General features: G+C 70.0%; 15 protein-coding genes and 2 tRNA genes. 11 read left to right on the top strand and 6 right to left on the bottom strand.

The features are described from left to right. Positions 1-51 precede the first annotated feature (51 nt). Positions 52-127: transfer RNA gene (locus ASC91_RS16940), tRNA-Lys, on the top strand. A 74-nt stretch (positions 128-201) separates the two neighbouring features. Next, positions 202-277: transfer RNA gene (locus tag ASC91_RS16935), tRNA-Lys, on the top strand. Positions 278-369: 92 nt separating this feature from the next. Here the strand turns inward: ASC91_RS16935 and ASC91_RS16930 are convergent. The 4 genes from ASC91_RS16930 to ASC91_RS16920 all read right to left on the bottom strand — a co-directional run bounded on the left by ASC91_RS16930 (position 370) and on the right by ASC91_RS16920 (position 3,753). Further along, the gene (locus tag ASC91_RS16930; protein ID WP_200955295.1) at positions 370-1,173 is read right to left on the bottom strand and encodes a glycoside hydrolase family 19 protein; all 804 of its coding nucleotides are present in this window, start codon (positions 1,171-1,173) and stop codon (positions 370-372) included. Positions 1,174-1,226: 53 nt separating this feature from the next. Next, positions 1,227-1,373, bottom strand: a complete 147-nt coding sequence (locus ASC91_RS29510) for a hypothetical protein (RefSeq protein WP_157281712.1) — start codon at positions 1,371-1,373, stop codon at positions 1,227-1,229. Positions 1,374-1,420: 47 nt separating this feature from the next. Further along, positions 1,421-2,140 carry an ABC transporter substrate-binding protein gene (locus tag ASC91_RS16925; protein WP_162247805.1) on the bottom strand — a complete coding sequence of 240 codons (720 nt, stop codon included), beginning with the start codon at positions 2,138-2,140 and terminating at the stop codon, positions 1,421-1,423. An 89-nt stretch (positions 2,141-2,229) separates the two neighbouring features. Next, positions 2,230-3,753, bottom strand: coding sequence for a glycine betaine ABC transporter substrate-binding protein (locus ASC91_RS16920; RefSeq protein ID WP_394326327.1), 1,524 nt, complete (start codon positions 3,751-3,753; stop codon positions 2,230-2,232). A gap of 130 nt (positions 3,754-3,883) precedes the next feature. Between ASC91_RS16920 and ASC91_RS16915 the strand changes: the two genes are divergently transcribed. Further along, entirely contained in the window at positions 3,884-4,087 is a 204-nt protein-coding gene (locus ASC91_RS16915; RefSeq protein ID WP_056198956.1) for a hypothetical protein, read from the top strand. Positions 4,088-4,142: 55 nt separating this feature from the next. Here the strand turns inward: ASC91_RS16915 and ASC91_RS16910 are convergent, their stop codons facing one another. Beyond that, on the bottom strand, positions 4,143-12,644 hold the full coding sequence (locus tag ASC91_RS16910; RefSeq protein WP_056198954.1) for a GH36-type glycosyl hydrolase domain-containing protein: 8,502 nt from the start codon (positions 12,642-12,644) through the stop codon (positions 4,143-4,145). A gap of 173 nt (positions 12,645-12,817) precedes the next feature. Continuing rightward, positions 12,818-13,156 (bottom strand): co-chaperone YbbN, encoded by a 339-nt coding sequence (locus ASC91_RS16905; RefSeq protein WP_235532012.1) that lies wholly within the window; start codon positions 13,154-13,156, stop codon positions 12,818-12,820. Positions 13,157-13,244: 88 nt separating this feature from the next. Between ASC91_RS16905 and ASC91_RS16900 the strand changes: the two genes are divergently transcribed. The 8 genes from ASC91_RS16900 (at position 13,245) to ASC91_RS16865 (ending at position 22,192) form a co-directional block, all read left to right on the top strand. After that, positions 13,245-13,493, top strand: a complete 249-nt coding sequence (locus tag ASC91_RS16900) for a hypothetical protein (protein WP_157281708.1) — start codon at positions 13,245-13,247, stop codon at positions 13,491-13,493. Positions 13,494-13,779: 286 nt separating this feature from the next. Further along, positions 13,780-15,414: a methyl-accepting chemotaxis protein gene (locus ASC91_RS16895; RefSeq protein WP_056198944.1), complete on the top strand. Its 1,635-nt coding sequence runs from the start codon at positions 13,780-13,782 to the stop codon at positions 15,412-15,414. Positions 15,415-15,432: 18 nt separating this feature from the next. Next, positions 15,433-15,894 carry a chemotaxis protein CheW gene (locus ASC91_RS16890; RefSeq protein WP_056198943.1) on the top strand — a complete coding sequence of 154 codons (462 nt, stop codon included), beginning with the start codon at positions 15,433-15,435 and terminating at the stop codon, positions 15,892-15,894. After that, a complete protein-coding gene (locus tag ASC91_RS16885) occupies positions 15,894-17,138 on the top strand; it encodes a protein-glutamate O-methyltransferase CheR (protein WP_056198940.1) in 1,245 nt (414 codons plus the stop codon). Before ASC91_RS16890 ends, ASC91_RS16885 begins: the two co-directional genes overlap by 1 nt. A gap of 1 nt (position 17,139) precedes the next feature. Continuing rightward, the gene (locus ASC91_RS16880) at positions 17,140-17,874 is read left to right on the top strand and encodes a chemotaxis protein CheW (protein WP_056198938.1); all 735 of its coding nucleotides are present in this window, start codon (positions 17,140-17,142) and stop codon (positions 17,872-17,874) included. A 70-nt stretch (positions 17,875-17,944) separates the two neighbouring features. Next, positions 17,945-20,128 (top strand): hybrid sensor histidine kinase/response regulator, encoded by a 2,184-nt coding sequence (locus tag ASC91_RS16875; RefSeq protein WP_056198936.1) that lies wholly within the window; start codon positions 17,945-17,947, stop codon positions 20,126-20,128. Next, on the top strand, positions 20,125-21,174 hold the full coding sequence (locus ASC91_RS16870) for a chemotaxis response regulator protein-glutamate methylesterase (protein ID WP_056198933.1): 1,050 nt from the start codon (positions 20,125-20,127) through the stop codon (positions 21,172-21,174). Before ASC91_RS16875 ends, ASC91_RS16870 begins: the two co-directional genes overlap by 4 nt. Next, positions 21,158-22,192, top strand: coding sequence for a diguanylate cyclase (locus ASC91_RS16865; protein WP_394326326.1), 1,035 nt, complete (start codon positions 21,158-21,160; stop codon positions 22,190-22,192). Before ASC91_RS16870 ends, ASC91_RS16865 begins: the two co-directional genes overlap by 17 nt. The last annotated feature ends 9 nt before the right edge of the window (positions 22,193-22,201 follow it).

The following is a 22,201-nucleotide window of genomic DNA, read 5'->3' as shown; positions in this document are numbered from 1 at the left end:
TCTTGCGGAGCCTCTAAAAACCTGCCTATAATGGCGGGCTCTGCTTGACACGGGACGTTAGCTCAGTCGGTAGAGCAGCGGACTTTTAATCCGTTGGTCGCAGGTTCGAATCCTGCACGTCCCACCAGAATTTAGAGCGACGATTCGACGGAATCAACGCTACAATCTTTGGCTTAGCTTCGGTCCCCCGAAGTTGAATCAGGGCTCTTAGCTCAGTTGGTAGAGCAGCGGACTCTTAATCCGTAGGTCGAGTGTTCGAGTCACTCAGGGCCCACCAAAATTTAAGAAGCAAAAAGGCACTTGGCGAACCGCCAAGTGCCTTTTTTGCGTTTGGGCGTGGCGTCGGGAGACGTCGCAGCAGCGCGAGGTTCAGAGCCCCAGCAGGGCCTTGGCGCGCGCCAGATGCTCCAGGCGATCGTCCAGCCCGTTGTAGCCGCCATTGATCCGCTTGGTGACAGCCTTGGCGTCGTCGGCTTCGGCGAGCGGGCCGATGCCACGCGTCTTCCAGAACCAGCAGGCCACGTCGACGCAGGCGAACGGGTCCTGGGCCAGCTGCGTGGGGTCGCTGATGTAATCGGTGCCGGTGAACTTGCTGTAGTCCCGGTAGTTGTTGCGACCGGTGAGCTGGATCAGCCCGCGGCCCTTGAAGCGTGGGCCGTCGCCGGGCTCCGTGTTGCCGAGATCGGTGCGGCCGTCATAGGCGTTGCCGCTGGCCAGTTCCTCGGAATAGAGCAGCGAGCCGGACTCGTGTGCGAGCTGGGCGATGAAGTGAGCGATCTGCCGCGGCGTGTCGATGCCATAGCGTGTCATGCCCTTCACCAGCGGCTCGAAGTAGAGGTCGATGCGCTTTTGCATGGCCCGTGGCATCACGATGCCGAGCTTCTCCTTGGTCGCGCCGGGAGGCAGGCCCGCCAGCAACCGCGTCATCGTGGCGTCGCCCGGTGTCACCAGGCCATCCGACTCCGGCAGGCCCATGGCCTGGGTCTCGAAGGCACGGATCGCGTCGATGGTGTTGGGGCCGATCTGCCCGTCCACCCCCAACTGCTTGAGCGCTGCGCCGCTCCAGGCCTCGCTGTTCATGTTGAGCAGGACCTGGACGATGCGGACATCGGCGACATCGTTGCGGGCACCCAGCCCGACGCTCTTGGCAATGCACATGGCAACGGCTCCCATCAGGAAGAAGAGGTGTCGACCTTATGCGCCCGCCGCCGCCAGCGAATCCCCAATCAGGATGAGACAGCGATGGCCCGCAACTGCCGGTCCCACCAGGGCGTGTCGCCGATCTCCGCGCGCAGGTGGTCGATGAAGAGCCTGGTTTTGGTGGCGTGGCCGCAGCCGGGCAGGCGCACCGCGTGGATGCGCCAGGCGGGCAAGGGTTGGCAGTGGCTGCCGCTGGACTAAAGCAGCCAGGTGCGCTGAATCAGGGCAAAGGCCGGATGCTGACGCCCAGGCTGCCGGCCGGGTGGGCCTCGTTGAAGAGCTGCCACACGCGCCCGTTGCGTGCCATCTGGCCGAAAGCCTGGCGCAGCAGGCGCCGGTCGGCTTCGACGAGGCCGCGGCGTGACAGATACAGGCCGCTGGCGTGCCAGCCCAGTTCCTCCAGCGGCTCGACACGCAGGCGCTTCAGCAACGGCGTCAGCTCGGGCTCATTGACCAGCGTGCCGACCAGGATGGACGCCGTCATGACGCTGGCCTGGGCCAGGCCCTGGCGCAGTGCGCGGGCGACGCCGGTGGGGTCGGCCTCCTCGACGAGGCGCTGGCGCTGGCGCAGCGTTGCGATGGCACCGTCATAGGCCGGACCGAAAGAGAAGCCGCGCACGACGACGAGCTTGTAGTCCGGCTGGGCCAGCAGCTCGGCCAGCGAGCGCGGCACGGGCGTGTCGGCGTCCAGGGTCAGCAGGCTGGCCCGCACCTGGATCAGTGGCACGAACTCGCCCACGGCATCACGTGCGGGATTTGATGAGGCCGGCATGAGGATGTCGGCCTGACCAGCGTCGAACATCGTTTGCAGCCGCGCCCGTGGCACCTTGTGGATATTGAACTGGCAGGGCGCGCTGGCCGCCACTTCGCGCAGCAGCGTCGGATAAATGCCCTGGGCGCGCCCGTCCTCGAAGCTGACGCTCAGGCCGATAGGGGCCATGGGTACGTTGAGGGGGCGCGAGCAGCCGGCCTCGGCGGTCATTGCCACCAGCCAGCCCAATAGCCACAAGCCCGATCGCACCCTTGCGTTCATGCCCCTCGATCCCGAGATTCTTGTGGCCCATTGTGCGCGACCCGGCGTTCCAGCGCATCAAACAGCAGTTGCACGATGACGGCCAGGGCCGCGGCGGGCAGGGCGCCGGCCAACATCAGCTTGCTGTCGTTGACGGCCAGGCCCGCGACGATGCGCTCGCCCAGGCCGCCCGCGCCGACGAAGGCCGCGACGGTGGCCGTGCCGACGTTGGTGACCGCTGCCGTCTTCACCCCTGCCATCAGCGTCGGCAGGGCCAGTGGCAGCTCAATGGCGCGCAGCGTCTGGCCGCGGGTCAGGCCCAGCGCCAAGGCGGCATGGGTCAGCCCGCCAGACACGGCCTGAAGCCCGGCATGGGTGTTGCGCACGATGGGCAGCAGTGCATAGACGAACAGCGCCAGCAAGGCCGGCACGAAGCCGATGCGGCCAACCAGGGCAATCAGGAAGGCCAGCAGGGCGAGCGAAGGCAGGGTCTGCAGCAGGCCCGTCACGGCCATGACGGGCGCCGCCAGCCGCGGCAGGCGATGCGCCGCAATGCCCAGGGGCACGGCCACGGCCACGGCCAGCGCGAGCGAGGCCAGCACCAGGGCCAGATGCTGGGCGAGCAGCTTGGGCAGATCGGGTGCAAACAGTCGGTCCATCAAGCCCTGGTGTCCCGTGCCGCCCGAGTCTGACCGCAGGAAGCCGTGCGCCACGTCGGCAAAGGGCCGGCCGTCCAGCTCGGCGGCGGCGTTCAGGCGGGTCATTTCGGCTTCGGGCAGGCGGCCGGCCAGGCCCTGCAACGGCTTGTCGTCGACCGCCGTCCGCATCAGCAGCACCGCGTCGTAGCGCGGGAAGAAGCCGCGGTCATCGCGCAGCACCCGCACGGGCTGGCGGGCGAGCTGGGCGTCGGTGGTGTAGACGTCGATGAGGTCGACCTGGCCATTGGCGAGGGCTTGATACGCCAGGCCGTGGTCCAGGCCGGCGCCGGGTTGCAGCTTCAGGCCGTAGGCGCGCTGCAGCGCCGGCCAGCCGTCGGCGCGGGCCAGGAACTCGTGCGACAGGCCAGCCTTGAGTGCCGGCGGTGCCTTGGCGGCAAGCTCCGAGATCGTCGTGATGCCCAGCCGCGCCGCGTCGGCCTCGCGCAGGGCCAGGGCATAGCTGTTGTTGAAGCCCAGTGGCACGCCGGCCTTCAGGCCCAGCGGCTTCAGCCACGCGTTGATCTGCGCCAGCGGTGCCTGCGCATCCGCAGATGACTCGCGCTTGAGCAACTCGCGCACGATGGTACCGGTGTACTCCGGGTAGAGATCGATCTGGCCTTGCTGCAGGGCCGCGGCCAGGATGGCGGTATTGCCCAGGCCCTGGCGGTGTTCAGCGGCGACACCCTGACCGACCAAGGTCTGCGTGACGATCTCGCCCAGCAGATAACTCTCGGTGAAGCGCTTGGAGCCGACTTGCAGCGCCGCTGGCGCGGCCTGCGCCATGCCGGCAAACCACGCGGTTAGCAGGGTCAACAACCAAAGTGCTTGCCGGCTGGTGCTCATTGCCGCATGGTGCCTCATGGCATGCGTCGCAATGTCAGACAAGGCCTACACGCGGGCCCCTTCGTGTCCGAATGCAACGAAGCCAGGTTCTCTCTACAGTTGAAGGCATCGTTTTCAGAGGAGGTCATCCATGTCTCGCGCCACCGATCATCTGCTGCGTCAGCACCTGGACAGCCTGGGCGTTCACCTGCGCCAGTGCCGCACGCTGTCAGACCGCAAGCAGCGCATGCTGTGCTCGCTGGAATTCCTGGACAGCGCCATCGGCGACCGGCTGTTCACGACCGTCGTCCTGGGTAGCGTCCTCATGGCCGTGGTGTTGAGCTTGGTCGTCTGATCCTCCCCTGATTCGCTACGGCGGCCCCTTTCGGGGCCGCTTGCTTTTTGGGGCTTCAAAACGCTGCCGCCGGTTCCGGCCTGCGGGCCGGCAGGGCATCGGTGACTGGCACCCAAAGCTGCAGGTCGCCTTCGACCTCCCCGAGCGCCAGCGTCGATCCTGGCACCAGGGTGCGGTAGCCGGCGGGCGGCGCGGTGCCGGCGCCCGTCGGGGCACGCTGCAGCAGCAAGTCGATACGCCGACCCTGGTGCACCAGGCGCAGCCGCGCCTCGGGCCAATGGGGCGGCAGGCAGGGCTGCACGCGCAGCAGGCCATCGGCCAGCTTGACGCCGCACAGCGACTCGACCGCCGCGCGCAGCAGCCAGCCGGCGGCGCCCGTGTACCAGCTCCAGCCACCGCGGCCGGCGTGCGGCGCGGCGGCTTCGATATCACCGGCCACGGCGAAGGGCTCCAGCCCATAGGCCGCGCCGTGTGCCCCGCGGTGGGCCGGGCTGATGGCCGTGAAGGCCGCCCAGGCGCGCTCGGCCTGACCGAGCTTGGCGCTGGCCATCAGGGCCCAGGTGGCGGCGTGGTTGTACTGGCCGCCGTTCTCGCGCACGCCGCCGGGGTAGGCCTGGATGTAGCCGGCTGGTGGCTGGTGGTCCTTCAGCGGCGGCCACAGCAGGCGCAACAAGTGGGCGTCGCGGTCATGCAGCTCGCGCCAGGCGCTGTCCAGGGCCAGGCGGGCGCGGTCGGCCTCGGTGGCGCCGGTCAGCACGGCCCAGGCCTGCACGATGAGGTCGATGCGGCATTCGCTGTCGTCATGGGTGCCGAGGACGCTGCCGTCATCGAACCAGCCGCGGCGGTACCAGCGGCCGTCCCAGGCCTCGGCGTCCAGGGCCTTGGCCAGCTTGTCGCGTGCCTGGCGCCAGCGCGCCGCGCGGGCCTGCTCGCCGCGGGCGATGGCCAGCGGGTGCAGGGCGTCGATGACGGCGCACAGGAAGAAGCCCATCCACACCGACTCGCCCTTGCCCTCGGCGCCGACGCGGTTCATGCCGTCGTTCCAGTCGCCGGTACCGAACAGCGGCAGGCCATGGACGCCGACGGGCAGGCTGACATCGATGGAGCGCGCGGCGTGCTCGTAGATGCTGGCCTGCTCGTCGCTGATGGCCGGCACCTCGTAGATGTCCTCGGCGCCCTCGGGCACGGGGCGTCCCTGCAGGAAGGGCAGCATCTCGTCGGCCAGCGACGTATCGGCGGTGCGCTCGACGTACAAGGCCAGCGCCAGCGCCAGCCACAGCCGGTCGTCCGCGAAATGCGTGCGCACGCCGGCACCGGCCGGCTCATGCCACCAGTGCTGCACGTCGCCGGGCGGGAACTGGTGGGCTGCGTGGCGGCGAATCTGCGCGGCCAGGCGCTCGGGTGCATGCTGCACCAGGGACATGGCGTCCTGCAGCTGGTCGCGGAAGCCGAAGGCGCCGCCCGCCTGGTAGAAGCCGGCGCGCGCCCAGATGCGGCAGCCCAGCACCTGGGCCGGCAGCCAATGGTTCACCAGCGCGTCGAAGGCGGGGTCGGGCGTGGCCACCTGAACGGGCGCGCTCAAGGCCCGCCAGACCTCGCGCTGGGCGGCCAGCCGGTGCAATGGGTCGGCCGCCCAGGCGTTGGCGGCCTGCTCGCGGGCCGCGGGCAGGCTCTGCGCATGGCCGAGCAGCACCGTGCCATGCCAGGCGTGGCCGGCTTCCAGTCGGATCGGCACCGCGAGCAGGGCCGCCGGGTCGGTGGCAGCACCGGCCTGGCCATCCAGCGCGTGCGGCATGACGAGACGGCCTTCGTCGTCGAACAGCAGGCGGCGGTCGCCGCTGGCCTCAATGGCGGCCGTCCACGGGTGCGGCCGGTTCAGGTCGGGCGTGAAGCCGGCGTCCGCGGGCCAGGGCCACAGGGCCTGATCGCTGGCCAGGCTGTTGATCTGGTCGGCCGTCGCATCGCCCTCGCGGGTCGGGCGCAGTGCCATCCAGGCCGTGTGGCCGCCGAAGCCATTGAGCCCATCGGCCTGCGTGGCCAGGGCCAGCAGCGGACCGTCGCCCTGGGGCGGTTCCAGTCGCGTCACGACACTGCGGCGCGCACCACTGTCCATGCCCAGCTGCCACTGCGCGGCGGCCAGCAGCCGCAGCAGGCGCGGCGGGCGGCCGGGCGCCGCGTGCAACTCCACCTGGCATTGCTTGACGGCGGTTGTTGCGTCCACCGTCCAGCGCAGGCGCACCACCATGCCTGGCAGCTGGAAAGCCATGGCCGTAGCTCCTGGCAGGTGGGACACGTTCTGGTGCGGGCTGGCGCGGCCGAGCAGCCAGGCCTTGCCGCTGGACAGGCAGTGCAGGATCAGCCATTCGCCGGGCGAGTCCAGCAGCGCGTCGTTGGACCAGGGCGTGATCTGGTGCAGCCGGCTGTTGCCGGCCCAGGCCATGCCGGCACCGCGCTCGGACACCTGGCAGCCGAAGTTCTCGTTGGCGATGACGTTGATCCACGGCCGCGCCGGCTGGCTTTGCTCGGTCAGCTCGAAGCGGCAGGCACCGCTGTCGGCCTCGAAGTCGCTGTCTGGCGCCTCGGCGCCGGGCGGGGCGGCGAGGGCGGACACCAGCGTCGCGCCGGCGCCGCGCCGGGCCTTGGCGGCTTGCTCGTGGCTCTGGCCCAGGCGCTCGAGCTGCTGGGCCAGCGGCCGGCCATCGGCGAACCAGCGCACGCGCGCCAGCATGTTGAGGGCAAAGCGCGTGTCCGGCCCCACGGTCTCGTCCGACAGCACATGCACGCGGCAGCGCCCATGGGTTTGCTGCTCGGCCAGCGACCGCAACGCGCGCGACACCGGCGCCAGATAGGACGGCGGCTCGGCGTCCAACACGACGACGTCCACTGGCAGCGGGCTGCCCTGGGCCTGCAGCAGCGCGCACAGCTCGCGCACCATGATGACGCCGGTGGGATCGGCCACGCGCATCAGGATGATGGGGTCGTCCCCCGAGATGCCATGGCGCCACAGCGCATCGCGCTCGTAGCCGGTCTCGGGCAGAGGCAGGTTCTCGCGGGCGGCCTGCGAGGTCAGCAGGGTCTGCAGCGTGAGGCCGGCCCGCCAGGCGCCCGGCGCGAGGCTGGCGCCTTGGGTGCGCACGCCGGCCATGGTGTGGGCCAGCGTCAGCGCACGCTCGACGAGGGCCGGCTGACGCAGCTTGTCCAGCAAGTGGCTGAGCGTCTGCGGCTCGCGAGCGGCGGCGGTGGCCAGCGTCAGCGTCACGCTGGCACCGGGCGGCAGCTGCAGCACCAGGTGCAGCAGCGAGATCGGGTCGTTGCCGGTGTCCAGCATGCCAGACGCGGTGTTGAGGCCGGTCACATCGGTGCCCAGCAGCGCTTGCACGCCGGCATGCGCAATGACGCCGCCGGGCTGGCCGGGCATGCCGCCGCGGGCCAGCCAATGGGCACGGTCGGCACCGGCGCGCACACGGTCCAGCCGCGCGCCGCCCTCGAGCTCCACGCCCACCAGCGCATGCACCGCGTGCAGGGGCGCCTCGTTGGGACTGCGCGGCAGGCGCTGCCAGTTCAGGGCCTGCTGGCCCGGTTCCCAACGTGCCTGGAGGAAGAGCTTGCCGAAAGCCGGGTGGGCCAGGTCGGCCTTGGCCGGCGCCAGCACGGGCTCGAAGCTGGATACCAGCGCCAGGCGGCGCGGCCGATGGGCGAGGTTGCGCAGCGTAATGCGGCGCAGCTCGACGTCGTCCTCGACGGCCACCCAGGCCTCGGTGTGGGCGTGCAACTCCTCGCCCTCGGCCGTGAACTGCGCGCTGGCGGGGTGCAGGCGGCAGCCATAGCGCCATTGCGGGCCGGGCGTGGGCCGCAGCGTGAGCGATCGCCAGGGGCTGGACTCGGGCGCGCCGTTCCAGTGCAGGTCCAGGTCGCGCAGATGCAGGTGGTGGCCGAGCAGGTCCTGCGGCAGATCGTCGCGCCAGCGGCTCACCAACACCAGTGAACCCGGCTCGCCCCAGACCAGCGTGCCGCCGCCATGCTCGCGCACCATCGCGCTGAGACGCCCATGGCCCAGCCAGGCGGTGGCGGGCAGGGCGCGGCCATGCAGCTCGGGCACGACCAGCGAGATGCGGGCGCGGCGCGGTGCGCTTCGAGTCGGCTGTGGCGGCGGTTCGCGCAACGGCGCCACCTTGTGCGGCGCGCGCTCGTGCAGCAGCCAGCGCACGGCGCACAGCCGCGGCTCGGCATCGGCCCAGCGCTGCGGCGCGCCGCCGCACAGCACCTCGGTCAGCGCGACGAGGGACATGCCGTGGTGGTGGGCCATCGTCGTGCCGATGCGCTGGAAGCGACGCCCTTGCGGGGGTGTCTCGCTGGTGGCTTCGGGCTGGCGGCCGACTGTGTAGTCCAGCGCCTCCATGAAGCCGCCCTCATGGCGGGCACCCAGGGCCTGCAGCGCGCGCAGGTTGGCGACGGCCGCGCGCGGCATCACCATGGTCGCCATCAGGCTGGCATAGGGTGCAATGACGATCTCTTCCACCGGCGTGTCGCGCAGTGCCAGGCTGGCCACGCCCTGCGGGCCGTACTGGTAGGCCAGGCTCCGGTCGCGCTTGGCATAGGCGCTCTCGGACACGCCCCAGGGCAGGCCGGCCGCACGCCCGGCGCGGATCTGCTCCATGACGGCCGCGCGAGCGGCTTCCGCCAGCGCGCTACCGGTGGGCTCGTCCAGCACCAGCGAGGGCATCAACATCTCGAACATCGAGCCCGACCAGCTCTTCAATCCGGTGACGCGGCCACGCGAGAAGAAGGGCCGGCCCAAAGCGCCCCAGTGCGCCGGCGGGATGTCGCCCTTGGCGATGGCTACCAGGCTGGCCAGCCGAGCTTCGGAGGCGAGCAGGTCGTAGTGGTTCTGGTCCAGCCGCTCGGTACCGGGTTCGGAGCCTTGCGCCGCGACGGCGCCGATGTGCAGCAGGTGGCGCTGCGGGTCGTAGAGCCAGCTGAAGTCGTGGGCCAGCGCAAGGGCGCGCGCCCGCATGGCGACGGCGTTCAGCGCCTCGGCCACGGCCGGCGGCGGCGGCATGCCCTCGCCCCCGCGCGCAAAGCCCTCGCAGGCCGCCGCGACCACCAGCAGATGGGCGCAGAGGTTGCCGCTGTCCACGCTGGAGATGTAGGGTGGCTCCAGCACGCCCAGGCGCTGGGTGTCGATCCAGTTGTAGAAGTGGCCGCGGTGGCGGGGCAGCTTGTCCAGCGTGTCCAGCGTGCGGCCGATGCGCTCGGCCAGGCCGACGTCATGCAGCCAGCCGAACTCGCGCGCGCAGCAGGCCGACAGCAGGTACAGGCCGATATTGGTGGGCGAGGTGCGGTGGGCGACGGCGATGTCGGGGTCGAACTGAACGTTGTCGGGCGGCAGATCGTTGTCGTCCTTGGTGACCCAGCGTTCGAACCAGCGCCAGGTGTCGCGGGCGACGCTGAGCAGGTACTGGCGCTCGTCGTCGGTGATGGCCTCGCGGCGCGGCCGGGCGCGCGGCCGGCTGGCCAGGCCTATCCACAGCGGCGTCAGTGCCCAGGCCAGCAGCAGCGGCAGGGCCTGGTCCCAGTCGACGGGGCGGCCGATCAGGGCCGGCGTCATCAGCAGCAAGGCCAGCGCGCCGGTGGCAAAGGTCACATGCTTGTGCTGGCGCCACAGCGAGCGCCAGTCGGTGCGCGCCGCGGCTTCCGCCGCGTCGGCGGTGGTCCATTCCAGCAGATGCTGGTGGCTGACACGCTGGCGCCACAGCGCGCGCACGATGGCGTCGATGCTGAGCCAGCTTGCCGCCGGAAGCAGTGCGATGTGCCAGACGACGCCGCCGATGGCACGCCCGAGTTCAATGGCCGCCTGCCGGTAAAAGCGCGGCAGGGAGATGCGGTCGCCCGACGGCGCGCAGGCCGCCAGGGCGCCCATCAACGGCCCGGCGCCGAAGGTGGCGGCCACCAGCCCCAGCGCCCACGCCGGCGCCAGGCCCAGGCCCATCCACGACGCGACCAGCAGCAGCAAGGCGGCCGGGGCGACGAGGGAGCGGCGCAGGTTGTCCAGCATCTTCCAGATGTGGATGCCGTGCAGGCCCCAGCGGCGCGGGTGGCCGAGGAAGGGCAGCAGCTGCCAGTCACCGCGCGTCCAGCGGTGGATGCGCGAGGCCGCCACGTCGGCATGCATGGGGGCGGGCTCCACCAGCACCACGTCGCTGACGCCGGCGCAGCGCATCAGCGAGCCTTCCAGCAGGTCGTGGCTGAGCACCTGGCCCTCGGGCATGCGGTGGGCCAGTACCTGCGCTGCGGCCTGCACGTCGATCAGTCCCTTGCCGGCGGCGCTGCCTTCGTCGAACAGGTCCTGGTAGACCTCGGAGCTGGCGGCGCTGTAGGGGTCCAGCCCCGGCTGGCCGGCGAACAGGCTGTGGAACCAGGTGCCATGCACCGTGGAGCTGCCGGCGGCTGTGGCCAGCGGCGTGGCGACGCGTGGCTGCAGCATGCCGTGGCCGCGCACGACGGTGACGGCGCCGCTGGATGTGCGGCTCAACCGTGGGCGGTTCAGCGGGTGGGCGGCGATGGCGACCAGCTCGCGCAGCGCGCCGGGGGGCAGGGCGTTGTCGGCATCCAGCGTGATGATGTGGCGGATGTCCGGTGCGGGCGTGGACAGCTCGCCCAGGTCGACAAAGCGGTCAGGCAGCAGCTCGGGCGGCTGACCGGCCAGCAGGGCGGCCAATGCCTCGGTCTTGCCGCGCTTGCGCTCCCAGCCGATCCAGCGCTGCTCGGTCTCGCTCCAGCGCCGCTCGCGGTGCAGCAGCAGGAAACGCGGCCGGCCCTCGCAGGCCGTGCCGTGGCGCTGGTTCAACGCCTCGATGCCGGCGCGCGCCTGGGCGAGCAGGCCCGCGTCCTGGGGCTGGTGCTCGGCCTTGGCATCGGTCCAGTCGCTGAGCAGCGCGAACTGCGCCTCGTCTTCCAGGTTGGCCAGGTGGTGGCGCTCCAGCTGGGCGAGCAGGGTCGCGATGCCCTTGGAGCGCGTCAGCATGCAGGGAATGACAACCAGGCTGCGCGCCCCGGCCGGAATGCCGTGATGCCAGGTCAGGCGCGGCAGCTGCGCCGGCGCTGCGGACTCGCTGATGAGGCGGTTGGCCAGCGCAACCACGGCCTCGCTGGCCGGCAGCAGCGACAGCAGCACGGCCGCCACCACCATGGGCCAGCCGGCGCCCGGGGGCAGGCCCAGCAGCAGCAACGTCAGCTCGGCCAGGATCAGCAACCCTGCCAGGCTGGTCAGATAGAGGGCGACACTGTGGCGGCGCAGCCCGGCGGCAAAGCGCTCGCCGGCGGTAGGCTTGAGGCGAAGTTCGCTCAGCAGGCGTTCGCGGCCAGGGCCGGACAGCCAGTACAGCGGGGCGCGCTCTTCTGCGTCCTCGGCCCAGGCGGGGTCGTTGCAAAGCAGGCGCAGCACCTGGGCCACGTCGGCCTCGGGTACGTTGTGGCGCTCGGTCAGGGCCTCGATGGCGTGCATGGCCATGTCGCGCGTGGCCTCGTGCTCCTGGCGGTAGACGGCAATGTGGCCCAGGGCGCGCAGCGTCGGGTGCACAGCCTCGAACAGTCCGGCCCAGTTGGCCGCGCCGAGGTTGCGCAGGCTGCTGATGGCGTTGCGAATGCTCTGGTGGTCGGCCGCGCTCTCGGCCTGCTCGCTGGCCTGCGCAGCGGCTGGGTCGGGCAGCGCCTCGGCCAGCCAGGCGTGCACGGCCGCCCAGGACGAGTCATCGGAGTCACGCTGCTCGGCTTGGCCCAGGGCGCGGTCGGTCAGCCGCTCGTGCAGGCGCAGGGCCAGGGCCGTGATGGCAGGGTCGCGCGGCCAGGCCGATTGCCATTGCTGCAGCTGATTGCGCACCGCTGCCGCGTCCAGCTGCGGCAGCGCCTCGAACAGGTGCTGGGCGGCGCGGCGCGCCAGATGACGCCAGGCGGCGCGCTCGGCCAGGCGGCGCAGGTTCTCCACCAGCACGACGCGCAGCGTGGACGGCAGGGCCCACAGCTCGCGCAATGTCAGCGCCTCGGCCTCGTGGTGGCCGGCCAGGAAGTGGTGCAGCAGGGCCAGGTCCAGCGAGCTGTCCGCGTGGGCCACCCAGGCCCAGGCGACGCCATAGATGCGCGGCAGGCCCTGAAGCGGTTCGTCGGCCAGCCGGGGCAGGCGCTGGAAGTAGCTGCGCGGCAGGTCGTGCAGCACCTCGTCGAGCTGCTGCTGCACGATGCGGGCGTTGTCCAGCAGCCAGGCGTGGGCGGGGTCGATGTCGGCCTGCAGGCCTTCCTCGGACAGCACGCTCAGGGCGGCGGCCCAGACCTGCAGATTGCTGCGCAGCCGCGGCGAGAAGGGGCGGGGCTGCTGGCGCGGGTCGTCCACCCGCTGGGCCGCGGCCAGGCTGCGGCCATGTTCGGCAAAGCGGTCGGCACCGAACTGCACCGCTCGTACCGGGGCAGCGGCCGCTTCGGCGCCGCCGGCGAGGCGTAGGAAGGCTTGTGCAGCGCCGGTGGGCGTCAGGTCATGCGGCGGGTGTTGCGGCGGTGCGGACATGCTCCGACTTTGGGTGCCGGCGCGCCGCCGGCACAGCAGCATGCGTCGCGTGTCTCTGTCAGCGCAGTCCTACATCTCCCCCATGAAAAACGTGGGTTCTGCCGCATCGTGGAAAGGCAGCAGCTTTTGTCAGCTCGGACAGGCCGTTTTGGGCGGCCTTGACCCTGGCCAGCTCAGGCTTCGCTGCGCAGGCGCGAGGCCAGCTCGACGTAGGCCGGTTCGACGGGCATGGGCCTCGCGTCCGCCAGGTGCGCCCGCAGCACGCGCCTGAGCGTCTCGGGCTGCGGCGTCAACGGCCCGGCGAAGCGGATGTGCTCGCCGTCGGCGATGAGCAGCGTGGGGAAGGTCTCGATGTCCAGGTCGCCGATGAGTTCGGCTTCGTCCTCGATGTCGATCCAGCGCACATGCAGGCCGGCCTGGGGCAGTTCGGCGCAGGCGGCTTCGAAAATTTCTTGGTAGGACTCGCAGGTGCGGCACCAGGCGGCGCAGAGGCAGGCGATGTGCAGGGGCATGGGCCAATATGGTGCCATGGCGGGACAACGGGCTGTCGTCGTGCTGGAATTCGCAGACTATGCTGCCCTCAACCCACGGAGAGACCAGATGCACAACAACACGCTCCAACCCGCATTCCTGAGTTCGCTGATGACAGCCGGAGCGAACCTCGAGCTTATCTACAACGACCTGGCGCCTCATGCCAACGACAGGATGACGGCGGCGTTGGCACTGGCCAAGCACGCCAAGGAAACTCAAAGGCAGCTCAGGTTCATCGGCATCAGTGCCGGTACGTCGGGCATCAAGCATCTGGCCGAGGAGGGTGAGGGCTACGTCACCTTCTCTCTCGTGTACTGATCGTCAATCGAGCGCCGCCAGTGCCGGCTCTGGGCCATTGCCCATTGCGCGAAGGCTTGCAGCTCGGACGAGCCTTCCCGGTCGGCCCATTGGCAGAGGTAGAAGCCGCGCCCCCGATGACAAAAAGCCGCTGAAGGCACGACGAACCGCCCGGCGGCCAACTCCATTTCTTCGCTCGGGATGTTCGGCACCGCACGGAGATCGCGTTAGACAGGGCGTACGGTGAGCTGCATTGCGTCGACTTGCCCGCCGGGCTGGATGACGCAGGGCGAGGGAGCCGAACTTGATGAATATCTTGACCGTGAGGCACCGCATCCTCGCCAGCTTCGCCGCCGTGCTGGTGTTGATGATCGTCATGGGCGCCGTCATCTATTCCCGCCTCGCTCGCGTGGCGCAGGACGCGACCGTCATCCAGAAGGAGGCCTTGCCCGGCATGCTGTACAGCAGCCAGCTGCTGGCCGCCTGGCAAGAGAACTTCGCGTTGACCCAGGAGCAGGTGTTCGAGAAGGATGAAACCGAGGCGCGCAAGATCGAGTCGCAGTTGCAGGTCAACCGGGCTCGGCTGGAGACCCTGGCCAAGAGCTACGAGAGCACCATCTTCTCGGCCGAGGATCGCGAGAACTACGAGGCGTTCAAGAACCTCCACGTTGCCAATCCTTACCTGCGCACGCAGGACGACATCCTGAAGCTGAGCGCGGCCAGCAAGCGCGACGAGGCCCGGGCGCTGCTGCACAGCCAGCTTGACCCGCAGTACAACAAGCTGCGCGCCGCCGTGCAGTCCGTCGTCGACTACAACATGGCCGATGCCGAGGCGGCAGGCCGGCAGATCATGAGCGCGGTCGCAATGGCCAACATGGCCATCCTGGTCAGTCTCGCCGCGGCACTGTTGCTGGCGCTTGCGCTCGGCTATGTCCTGCTGCAATCGATCACCCGGCCGTTGCACCGGTTGCTCACCGCCACCGACGCGATCAGCACCGGTGACTTGACGCAGCGGATGAACCTGGAGCGGCGCGACGAGTTCGGCACGCTGGCGCAGGGGTTCAACCGGATGACGGAGAAGCTGACGGAGCTGTTCGGCCAGGTCCAGCAGTCCGGCATCCAGGTCAACACCTCGGCGACCGAGATCGCCGCCACATCCAAGGAGCAGCAGGCCACCGCCAGCGAGATCGCTGCGACGACCACCGAGATCGGCGCCACCTCCAAGGAAATTTCCGCCACGTCGCGCGCGCTCGTGAGGACGATGAGCGAGGTGTCGCAGGTCGCCGAGGAGACCGCCTTGCTCGCCGGCGGCGGGCAGGAAGGTTTGCAGCGCATGAGCGAGACCATGCACAACGTGATGGAGGCGGTCGGCTCGATCAACGCCAAGCTCGCCGTGTTGAGCGACAAGGCCGGCAACATCAACCAGGTCGTCACCACCATCACCAAGGTGGCCGACCAGACCAACCTGCTGTCGCTGAACGCGGCCATCGAGGCCGAGAAAGCCGGCGAATATGGGCGCGGGTTTGGCGTGGTTGCCACGGAGATCCGCCGGCTCGCCGACCAGACCGCAGTCGCCACCTACGACATCGAACAGACGGTCAAGGAGATGCAGTCCGCGGTGTCGGCCGGCGTGATGGGCATGGACAAGTTTTCCGAGGAGGTGCGCCGCGGCATGCAGGAGGTGCAGCAGGTCGGCGCGCAGCTGTCGCAGATCATCTCGCAGGTGCAGGCCCTGGCGCCGCGTTTCGAGGCCGTCAGCGAAAGCGTGCAGACGCAGGCGACCGGCGCCGAGCAGATCAGCCAGGCACTGACACAGTTGACCGAAGCCGCCCAGCAGACCGTCGACTCGCTGCGCCAGTCGGGCCAGGCGATCGACGGCTTGCACCAGGCGGCTGGCGGGCTGCGCAGCGGCGTCTCGCGCTTCAAACTGGCGCAGGCCTGAGGCCCGAGGGCCGGCCGGATGCTGTTCATCCTCTTTCAGATCGGCAGTGAACGCTACGCCCTCGACGCGGGCCAGGTCGTCGCCGTCCTGCCGCGGCTTGGCGTGAAGGCGATCCCGCTCGCGCCGTCGACGGTGGCCGGCCTGTGCGACTACCGAGGTGTGCCGGTGCCGGTCATCGACCTCAGCGAACTCGCGCTCGGCCGCCCGTCAGCGAACCGCCTGAGCACGCGCATCGTGCTCGTGACTTTCCCCGGTCCGGCAGCCGGCCCGCACCTGCTCGGCCTGCTGGTCGAAAGGGCGACGCAGACGCTGCGCCGCGAGCCGGCGGAGTTCGTTGCGGCCGGCGTCAACGTCGACGCAGCGCCCTGGCTCGGCCCGGTGACGACCGACGCGCAGGGGCTGATCCAGCGCGTCGAGGTGCAGGGCCTGCTTCCGGCGTCGCTGCGCGCGATGTTGTTCGACGAGGCCGGGGCAGCGTGATGGACATGACCCGTTTCGAGCAATTGCTCAAGCAGACGATGGGCCTGGATGCGGCCTCGATCGGTTCGGCGGCCGTCGAGCGTGCGGTGCAGGAGCGGCTGTCGGCCTGCGGGCTGGCGGACGCGCAGGCCTACTGGGAACGGCTCTGCGGCTCGAGCGTCGAGTTGCAGGAACTCATCGAGGCGGTGGTCGTGCCCGAGACCTGGTTCTTCCGCGACCCGGCAGCCTTCGTGGCGCTGGCGCGCCTGGCCGGCGAGGAAGCGCCTGCTCAGGCGCAGGGCGTGCTGCGCTTGCTGAGCGTGCCGTGCGCGACCGGCGAGGAGCCCTATTCGATGGCCATGGCATTGCTCGACGCCGGCTTTCCGGCCAATGCGCTGCGCATCGATGCCGTCGACATCAGCCTGCGTGCGCTGGCGCGGGCGCAGGTTGCGGTCTACGGCCGAAATTCGTTTCGCGGCAGCGACCTGGCGTTCCGTGATCGCCACTTCATCGCGACGGCGGGCGGCCACAGCCCGACGGAGGCGGTGCGCGGGCTCGTGCAATTTCGACCGGGCAACCTGCTGGACGGCCTGGTGGCCGGGACGGGGCTCTACGACGTCATCTTCTGCCGCAATGTGCTGATCTACTTCGACCGCGCCACGCAGGACCGCGCCATCGCGGTGCTGGGCCGGCTGCTTGCGCCGCGCGGCTGGCTGTTCGTCGGCCCGTCGGAGACGGCCCTGCTGTCGGATCACGGCTTCGTCTCTGCAAAGCTTCCGCTCGCGTTTGCCTTCCGCAAGGGGCCGGCGCCCGGCAGCGTCATCAAGCTCCGTGCAACCCCGGCGCCACCCAGGCCCGTACGTGCTCCGGCCCCGGTGGCCGCGCCCCCGCGGCCCGCTCGGCCCCGGGTGGCGCCCCCCGCTACCGCGCCGCAGGCGACTGTGCGGGCCGAAGCGGCGACGGGCATAGCCCACGCACAGCGCCTGGCCGACCAGGGCCACCTCGCCGAGGCTGCGTCGCACTGTGAAGCACATCTGCGCGAGCACGGGCCTACGGCCGATGCGTTCAATCTGCTCGGCCTGGTGCGCGACGCAAGCGGCAACACGGGCGATGCGGCCGACCAGTACCGCAAGGCGCTCTATCTGAACCCGAATCACCACGAGGCGTTGATCCACCTTGCCCTGCTGCTGCAAAAGCAGGGCGACGCGGCCGGCGCGCGGCGCTTGCAGCAGCGCGCGAGCCGGCTGCAACCAGGCGGGGCTTGACATGAACATGCAAGTGGCCCTGGACGACTGCTGGAACCGCATCGGCATTCGCGGCGATGGTTCCTGCCCGGAACTGAAGCAGCACGTGCACTGCAGCCACTGTCCAACCCACGCCGCCGCCGCGCTGGCCTTACTTGACCGGCAGGCGCCGCCCGGCTACCTCGCCGACTGCACCCGCCACATGGCGCAGGCTCACGAGGCTGGGCTGGCCGAGGTGGGCTCGGCGGTCATCTTTCGCATCGGTGCCGAATGGCTGGCCCTGCCGACGCCGGTGTTCCAGGAAGTCGCCGCCTTGCCGGCGATCCATTCGCTGCCGAGCCGGCGCGGCGGCGTCGTGCAGGGTGTGGCCAACGTGCGGGGCGAGTTGCTGGTCTGCGTATCGCTGGGCAGCGTCCTCGGCCTGGCGCACGTCGCCGAGACGGGGCACGCACGGCAACGCCTGACACTGCGGCGCCTGGTGGTGATCGGCCTGGACGGCCAGCGCCTGGGCTTCGCGGTCGACGAAATGCACGGCATCCGGCGCTTCGATCCGGCCACGCTGAAGCCAGTGCCTGCCACCGTCGCGCGTGCCACGGCGACCTACTCCAAGGCGATCCTGGCCTGGCACGAACCCGCCACCCGGCCGCCCGAACGCGGGCGAACCCCTCGAGAAGCGCCAGGGGGCAGCAATGAGCGCGCGGTCGGCCTGCTCGACGAGCAACTGCTGCTCTACACCATTCAACGGGGCCTCGCATGAGCCCCGCCCGGCCGCCCGAAGGGGCTCATTCCCGCTTGGCGGGATGGCGCGCAGCGCCTAGGGAGCCCCAATGAGCAGCGTCGATCTCAGCGACCTGTCGATGCTGGACCTGTTTCGCATCGAAGTGGAGAACCACGCCCCGTTGCTGACGCAGGGACTGCTGGCCCTGGAGCGCAGTCCGGACGCCGCCGACCAGCTCGAGTCCTGCATGCGCGCCGCCCATTCGCTCAAGGGTGCCGCCAGCATCGTCGGCATTGGCGCCGCGGTGGAAGTGGCGCATGCGATGGAAGACTGCTTCGTCGCCGCTCAAACGGGCCGGTTGCGGCTGCGCCAACGTCAGATCGACCCGTTGCTCGCGGGTGTGGACCTGCTCGCGCGCCTGGGCCGGACCGCCGGGACGGACCCTGGCGACGCGCTGCAGGTGAAGGCCTTCGTCGAGGCCCTGAAGACCGCGATGCTGGCCAGCGACGAAGACGACCCGGCGCCCGACGCGGCAGCGCCGGTGCTGGAGGCAGCGGTGGCGCCCCCCGCGGCGGTGCCGGTGCGCGACGCCTCGGACCGCGTCGTGCGCGTCACCGCCGACAACCTGAATCGGCTGCTCGGGCTGGCCGGCGAATCATTGGTGGCCGCAAGGTGGCTCACGCCCTTCGCCAACTCGCTGCTGCGGCTCAAGCGGCTTCAGCATGAGGCTGCGCAAGAGCGGGCCGCACCGCCCGAGGTCAGGCGCCGCATGCTTGAGTGCGAGCAGCTGTTGGCTCAGGGGTTGGCCGATCTGGAAACTTTCGAGCGGCGCTCGGCCGACCTCTCGCGCCGGTTGTACGACGAGGCGGTGGCCTGTCGGATGCGGCCATTCGCCGACGGTGTTCAAACCATGCCCCGCATGCTGCGCGACCTGGGGCGTTCGCTGGGCAAGCAGGTCAGGCTCGACATCGTCGGTGCCGCGACGCCGGTGGACCGCGACGTGCTCGAGAAGCTGGATGCACCGCTTGGCCACCTGCTGCGCAATGCGCTCGACCATGGCATCGAATCGCCCGCGCAGCGACATGCCGTGGGCAAACCCGCGGAAGGCGTCGTGCGGCTCGAGGCGCGCCACAGCGCCGGGGCGTTGCAGATTACCGTGTCCGATGACGGCGGCGGCATCGCCTTGGAGGCACTGCGCAGCGCCGTCGTCGAGCGCCGCCACGCCAAGCCCGAGGTCGCGGCCGAGCTGTCGGAGTCCGAGCTGCTGGAGTTCCTGTTCCTGCCGGGTTTCACGCTCAGCCGGCGGGTGACCGAGGTCTCCGGGCGGGGCGTCGGGCTCGACGTCGTGCAGGACATGGTCAAACAGGTGCGCGGCAGCGTTCGCGTGTCGACGCAGCCGGGCCTGGGCACGCGCTTCCAGCTGCAATTGCCGCTCACGCTGTCGGTCGTGCGCACCCTGCTCGTGCACATCGGCGGCGAGCCCTACGCCTTCCCGCTGGCGCGCATTTTCCGCGCCCTGAAAGTAGCGCCACAGCGGGTCGAACTGCTCGAGGGGCGGCAGCACGTCGAAGTCGACGGGCGACGCGTCGGCCTGGTCACTGCGCACCAGTTGCTGCAGGTGGACGCGCCCCGGGCCTTGGCGGGCGACTTGTCGGTCCTCGTCGTCGGCGACCACGAGGACATCTATGGCCTGGTGGTGGACCGTTTCCTCGGCGAATGCGAGCTGGTGGTGCAGGCGCTCGACCCGCGCCTGGGCAAGGTCAAGGACGTCAGCGCCGGCGCGCTGATGGAGGACGGATCGCCGGTGCTCATCATCGACATCGAGGACATGATCCGCTCGGTGCAGAAGCTGATTGCCTCCGGCCAGCTGAGCCAGGTGCGGCCAGGCACCGGCGCCGCCGGGGCGAGCAAGCGCAAGCGCGTGCTGGTGGTCGACGACTCGCTGACGGTGCGTGAACTCGAACGCAAGCTGCTGGCCCAGCACGGCTTCGACGTCGAGGTGGCCGTCGACGGCATGGATGGCTGGAATGCGGTGCGCACCGGCCACTTCGACCTGCTGGTGACCGACATCGACATGCCGCGCATGGACGGCATCGAGCTGGTCACGCTGGTCAGGAAGGATCCGAACCTGAAGTCGCTGCCGGTGATGATCATGTCGTACAAGGATCGCGACGAGGACCGCCGGCGCGGGTTGGAAGCCGGGGCCAACCACTACCTGACCAAGGGCAGCTTTCAGGACGAGACGCTGCTGCAGGCGGCCGTGGATCTGATCGGCGAGGCGGTCGTCACATGAAGATCGCCATCGTCAACGACCTGCCGCTTGCCGTGGAAGCCTTGCGGCGCGTGCTGGCGCTGAGGCCGGAACACCGCGTCATCTGGGTGGCCGAGAACGGCGCGCAGGCGGTGCAGCGCTGCGCGGAACAGCGGCCCGACCTCGTGCTGATGGACCTGCTGATGCCGGTGGTCGACGGGGTCGAAGCGACACGGCGCATCATGGCCGAGACGCCGTGCGCCATCCTGCTCGTCACCTCCAACATGGGTGCCAACACCGCCCGCGTCTTCGACGCGATGGGCCACGGCGCGCTCGACGTCGTCGACACGCCGACGCTGGCCGGCACCGACCCGCACGCAGGCGCCGCACCGCTGCTGGCGAAGATCGAGATCATCGGCAAGCTGATCGGCGACAGCGCCCCGGCCCGGGTCGACGCTGCCCGGTCCGCTGCGAGGTCGCGCAAGAGCTGCCCGCAACCCTTGATCGCCATCGGCGCCTCGGCGGGTGGCCCGGCGGCGCTGGCCACCTTGCTGCACGGCCTGCCGGCAGATTTCCCGGGTGCCGTCGTCATCGTGCAGCATGTGGACGAGCAGTTCGCCGCCGGCATGGCGCAGTGGCTCGGGCAGCATTCGACGCTGCCGGTGCGGGTGGCCGCGGAAGGCGACCGGCCCGCCGCGGGCGTGGTGTTGCTCGCCGCCACCAACGACCATCTGCGGCTTGTGGCGGGCGGGTGCCTGGCGTACACGCCGATCCCGCGGGAGTACGTCTACCGTCCCTCGGTCGACGTGTTCTTCCACAGCGCCTGTGCGCTGTGGCGGGGTGGCGTCGTCGGCGTGCTGTTGACCGGCATGGGACGCGACGGCGCACTCGGTTTGAAGGCGCTGCGCGACCAGGGGCACCACACCATCGCGCAGGACCAGGCGAGTTGCGCCGTCTACGGCATGCCGAGGGCCGCCGTGGCGCTGGACGCTGCGGTGGACGTCCTGCCCATCGACGCGATCGCACCGCGGCTGCGCGCTGCACTTTCCATGCAACCAGAACCAGGAGGCCATGATGATCGACCTTGATATGAAGAGCCTCGACCTCCCGAAGCCATCGGCGGCCAGGCGCCGTCCCGTCATGGTGCTGCTGGTCGACGACCAGGCGATGATCGGCGAGGCCGTGCGCCGCGCGCTGCTGAGCCACGCGGACATCGATTTCCACTACTGCGCCGATCCCGGGAAGGCGATCGCCTTGGCCGAGCAGATCGGGCCGACGGTGATCCTGCAGGATCTGGTCATGCCCGGCATCGACGGCCTGACGCTGGTTCGCCGCTACCGCGCCAACGCGGCCACCATGGACATCCCGATCGTGGTGCTGTCGACCACCGAGGACCCGGCGGTGAAAAGCGAAGCCTTCGAGGCCGGTGCCAACGACTATCTCGTCAAGCTGCCGAGCCAGGTCGAGCTGGTGGCGCGCATCCGTTACCACTCCAGGGGGTATTCGATCCAGTTGCAGCGCGACGAGGCGTACCGGGCCCTGCGCGAGAGCCAGCAGCAGCTGACGGAGTTGAACATCGAGCTGCAGCGGTTGACCTACGTGGACGGGCTCACCGAGATCAGCAACCGGCGCCGCTTCAACGAGCACATCCAGATGGAATGGAGCCGGGCGCTGCGCGACCAGAGCACGCTCTCCGTGCTGATGGTCGATATCGACGATTTCAAGCAGTACAACGACACCTACGGCCACCCGGCCGGCGACGAGGCCTTGCAGAAGGTGGCAGGCACCTTGCACCTGAATGCCAACCGCTCGACCGATCTCGTGGCGCGCTACGGTGGCGAGGAGTTCGCGCTGGTCATGACGACCACGCCGGCGGCCGGGGCCAGTTTCATGGCCGAAAAACTTCGCCTGGCCGTGCAGGACCTTGAACTGGCGCCGGGCGATTCGGCGCCCGCCCGACACCTCACGGTGTGCATCGGCGGCGCCTCGATGATCCCGCAGCGCGGTGGCTCATCCCTTGAACTCATCGAAGCCGCGGACAAGGCACTCTACGAGGCCAAGCGAGGCGGGAAGAACCGCGCCGTGATGCAGGAGCGCAGTCATTGATGGACCGCC

The sequence above is a fragment of the Pelomonas sp. Root1237 genome, assembly GCF_001425055.1.
Classification (GTDB): domain Bacteria; phylum Pseudomonadota; class Gammaproteobacteria; order Burkholderiales; family Burkholderiaceae_C; genus Pelomonas.
Note: the sequence above shows the minus strand (reverse complement) of the source record. Positions and strands in the feature narration are given on the sequence as shown.